Here is a 2274-nt window from a genome sequence, read left to right on the forward strand (position 1 = left end):
GTGCCAACAATATGTTGAACGGCGGAGCCGGTCATGACCGGCTCGATGGCGGTCTTGGTAGCGATATGATGTTCGGTGGGACAGGCGATGATCTGTATATCGTGAACCAAGCTGGAGATGTGGTGACGGAACAAGCAGGACAAGGAAGTGATACCGTCGAAAGCAGTATCACCCATATCCTCAGGTCGAACGTCGAATCTCTTACCCTCACCGGGTCTTCGGATATCAACGGCATGGGAAACTCCGCTCATAACGTGCTGTTGGGCAACAGCGGCGACAACACTTTGGACGGCGGTTCCGGCAATGACCTGTTAGACGGAGGGATGGGGCGTGACGCGCTCTTTGGAGGAAGCGGTCACGACAGGCTCTTTGGTGGGTTCGGGGACGACAACCTCAATGCGGGAAGCGGAAACGATCTTCTCAACGGCGGCGAAGGGAGCGATAGACTCGACGGTGGATCGGGTGACGATCGATTGTTGGGCGGTGCCGGCAATGATCGGCTCACAGGCGGCAGTGGTGCCGATCAATTCACCGGAGGCAGCGGCAACGACCTGTTGGCCGGCAACTCCGGGAATGATGTCTACGATTTTTCTCGCGGAGACGGCCAAGACATTATTCTTGACTCTGACTCCTTCCTCGGGAATCAGGATCAAGCGATTTTTGATGCCACGATCAACCCTCTGGATCTCGTGATTAGCCGCCAAGCCAATGACCTCCGTCTCGCTATTCATGGTTCAACAGATCAGGTGACGGTGAAAGATTGGTACGTCAGTAACGCTCATCGAGTCGAGACGATTCAGGCAGGCAACGGAGAGATTCTGCTCAGTACACAAGTTGACCAGCTCATCCAAGCGATGGTGAGTTTTACGCAGCAGACCGGCCTCACCTGGGATCAAGCGATCGATCAGCGACCGCAAGAAGTGCAGGCTGTCCTAGCCGCGACCTGGCAATAAATGAGGGATAGGATTGGTTCAAGATTTGGTTCAATCGCTGGGCGGTTCGAAATGTCCGGAGGGGCGTTGTTGCCACGGCACGGTCGCTTGGCGGGATTGCTTGACTAAACTGCGTAAACTCATTTCAGCGGCCCGCAAGAGTTTGGGATCACCGGCTTGTATGAGCGTCGTCAACAGGACATAGAGTGATCGATCGGCGTGAGACCCGGCCAAGATTCGGTCAGTCACTGGATCGATCTGGGAATTGTCCGGCTCCTCAGCCTCCGATGAGTCTGTGAACAGATGTTCGAATGACCTGGGGTGGCCAAACAGCCAAGAGGGAGGCATGCGGAGCGCGGATGCGAGCGCTTCAACCGTACCCGTCGTGGGGTCAACTTGATCAGCTTCGATCTGTTCTAGGAGTGCAGTAGGAATTCCTGCCGCGTCTGATAATGACTCGATGGATCGGTTTTTGTAGAGCCTCCAGCTCCGGATAAATAGCCCTATCGACATGAGATCATGATACACAAATGGAGGGGTGCGCTTCAATAAATCGCACGGTAAAAATAATATTTATTTAATGAAATCAACATATTATGACCTATTTAAAGATCAGGCATGAAATCGGTATAATGCGCGAACAAGTTTTAACGCGTTGAAGGAGGTGGGAACCTATGTTGGGAACCGATATTCGCGGCATCATGGCTGAGGAAGAAGAGGTTCAGCGTCGCCAAGAGGCTCTTAAATCTCTGATGACGATGAGAGCCAAGCAGCTTCGAGAAACCTTGGAAGATCGAATCAAGCGTGCCAGGAGCAGCGGGGATTGGATACAGCTGTCCAAGGCGGAATGCGAGAGTTTGTATAAGCGCGAAAAGGCTCACTTGAAGTCTCAGCTGGAACAGTTGCAATTTGAGCAAACTCGGACTCGGGGAAAGCTGACTGCACTGAAGCGCGCCAAGGCAAGGGCACAGCGTATCCGTGCTGCGGAAGCAGCCTCCGAACGAAGGCGCCGATGATCGACGACCGCGCGGCTGTCTTGGTAGTATTTTCTTCGGCGACGACGGGGGTGTAGGGGGATAGTGGGCGCAGTGCAGCATCTACCGGCTCTCACTCGTGCACGGGCTTCGCTGATCCGGCAACTGCTTCGCGATAAGAAAATCAGATCTAGAGAAGGAGCCTTTGTCCTTGAAGGGACCAAGTCCTGCCTTGATCTGATCCACCGGCACCCACAGTCTATTCTCAGCCTCATCGTCTCGCCGCGTTTTCTTTGCGTCGAGGCCGAGGCAGATCGAACAGCGCGCACGAATCTGCCTGCGCGCCAATTTGTTTGTTCAGACGCCGG

General features: G+C 54.2%; 3 protein-coding genes. 2 read left to right on the forward strand and 1 reads right to left on the reverse strand.

What is annotated here, in order from left to right; all coding sequences use genetic code 11:
- On the forward strand, window positions 1–953 hold a 953-nt coding region (locus tag ACOSYY_RS12115; protein ID WP_421662654.1), incomplete at its 5' end, for a calcium-binding protein.
- Window positions 954–983: 30 nt separating this feature from the next.
- On the opposite strand, the gene ACOSYY_RS12120 is transcribed toward ACOSYY_RS12115, so the two are convergent.
- Window positions 984–1445: a helix-turn-helix domain-containing protein gene (locus ACOSYY_RS12120; protein ID WP_421662656.1), complete on the reverse strand. Its 462-nt coding sequence runs from the start codon at window positions 1443–1445 to the stop codon at window positions 984–986.
- Between the two features lie 161 nt (window positions 1446–1606).
- On the opposite strand from ACOSYY_RS12120, the gene ACOSYY_RS12125 reads away from it, so the two are divergent.
- Window positions 1607–1948: a hypothetical protein gene (locus ACOSYY_RS12125; RefSeq protein WP_421662657.1), complete on the forward strand. Its 342-nt coding sequence runs from the start codon at window positions 1607–1609 to the stop codon at window positions 1946–1948.
- Window positions 1949–2274: the final 326 nt, after the last annotated feature.

It is taken from the genome of Nitrospira sp. BLG_2 (assembly GCF_049222245.1).

Coding starts and splice junctions, on each gene's coding strand:
- ACOSYY_RS12125 (WP_421662657.1), top strand. CDS start 1,607: ATGTTGGGAACCGATATTCGCGGCATCATGGCTGAGGAAGAAGAGGTT.
- ACOSYY_RS12120 (WP_421662656.1), bottom strand. CDS start 1,445: ATGTCGATAGGGCTATTTATCCGGAGCTGGAGGCTCTACAAAAACCGA.